The organism is Sulfitobacter sp. F26204, assembly GCF_026410305.1.
GTDB lineage: Bacteria > Pseudomonadota > Alphaproteobacteria > Rhodobacterales > Rhodobacteraceae > Sulfitobacter.
In genome coordinates this window covers 1-1079 of sequence record NZ_JAPMLQ010000025.1, presented here as the reverse complement: position 1 = coordinate 1079, position 1079 = coordinate 1, and the positions used below count along the sequence as shown (strand labels likewise).

Sequence of the window (1079 nt, the reverse complement as noted above, 5' to 3'; positions counted from 1 at the left end):
GTTCAACGTCGAACTTCAGGTTGTCGCCAGGCATCACCATTTCCGTGCCCTCGGGCAGGTTAACTGTGCCGGTCACATCCGTGGTGCGGAAATAGAACTGTGGACGGTAGTTCGCAAAGAACGGCGTGTGACGGCCACCCTCTTCCTTGGTCAGGATATAGGCTTCTGCCTCGAACTTGGTGTGCGGGTTCACGGATTTGGGGTGACACAGAACCTGACCGCGCTCAACGCCGTCACGCTCGATACCGCGCAGCAGGATGCCCACGTTGTCGCCTGCTTCACCACGATCCAGCAGCTTGCGGAACATTTCAACACCGGTACAGGTGGTTGCCTTGGTGTCGCGAATGCCCACGATCTCGATCGCGTCGCCGACGTTGATCACGCCACGCTCGATACGGCCGGTCACAACAGTACCACGACCGGAAATCGAGAAGACGTCCTCAACAGGCATCAGGAACGGCTGGTCAACTGCGCGCGCCGGTGTCGGGATGTATTCGTCAACCGCCGCCATCAGCTTCTTAATGGATTCTTCACCGATTTCTGGCTTGTTGCCTTCCATCGCCGCAAGGGCGGAACCCGGTATCACAGGAATGTCGTCGCCGGGATACTCATAAGAGGACAACAGCTCGCGGATTTCCATCTCAACCAGTTCAAGCAGTTCTTCGTCGTCAACCTGGTCAACCTTGTTCATGTAAACAACCATGTAGGGGATGCCAACCTGGCGGCCCAGCAGAATGTGCTCGCGCGTTTGTGGCATTGGGCCGTCGGCCGCGTTCACAACCAGGATCGCGCCGTCCATCTGCGCTGCACCCGTGATCATGTTCTTGACGTAGTCGGCGTGGCCGGGGCAGTCAACGTGCGCATAGTGGCGTGTCTCTGTCTCATACTCCACGTGCGCCGTGGAAATCGTGATGCCGCGGGCTTTCTCTTCTGGCGCACCGTCAATCTGGTCATAGGCCTGAAAATCACCAAAATACTTGGTAATCGCCGCTGTCAGCGTCGTCTTGCCGTGGTCAACGTGACCGATTGTGCCGATGTTGACGTGCGGCTTGTTACGTTCAAACTTTTCCTTTGCCATG

At 57.2% G+C, this 1079-nt stretch carries 1 protein-coding gene; it reads right to left on the bottom strand.

Features of this window, described 5'->3' with window-relative positions; genetic code table 11:
* On the bottom strand, nt 1-1078 hold a 1078-nt coding region (tuf, locus tag OS190_RS20465; RefSeq protein ID WP_267160552.1), incomplete at its 3' end, for an elongation factor Tu.
* Nucleotide 1079: the final 1 nt, after the last annotated feature.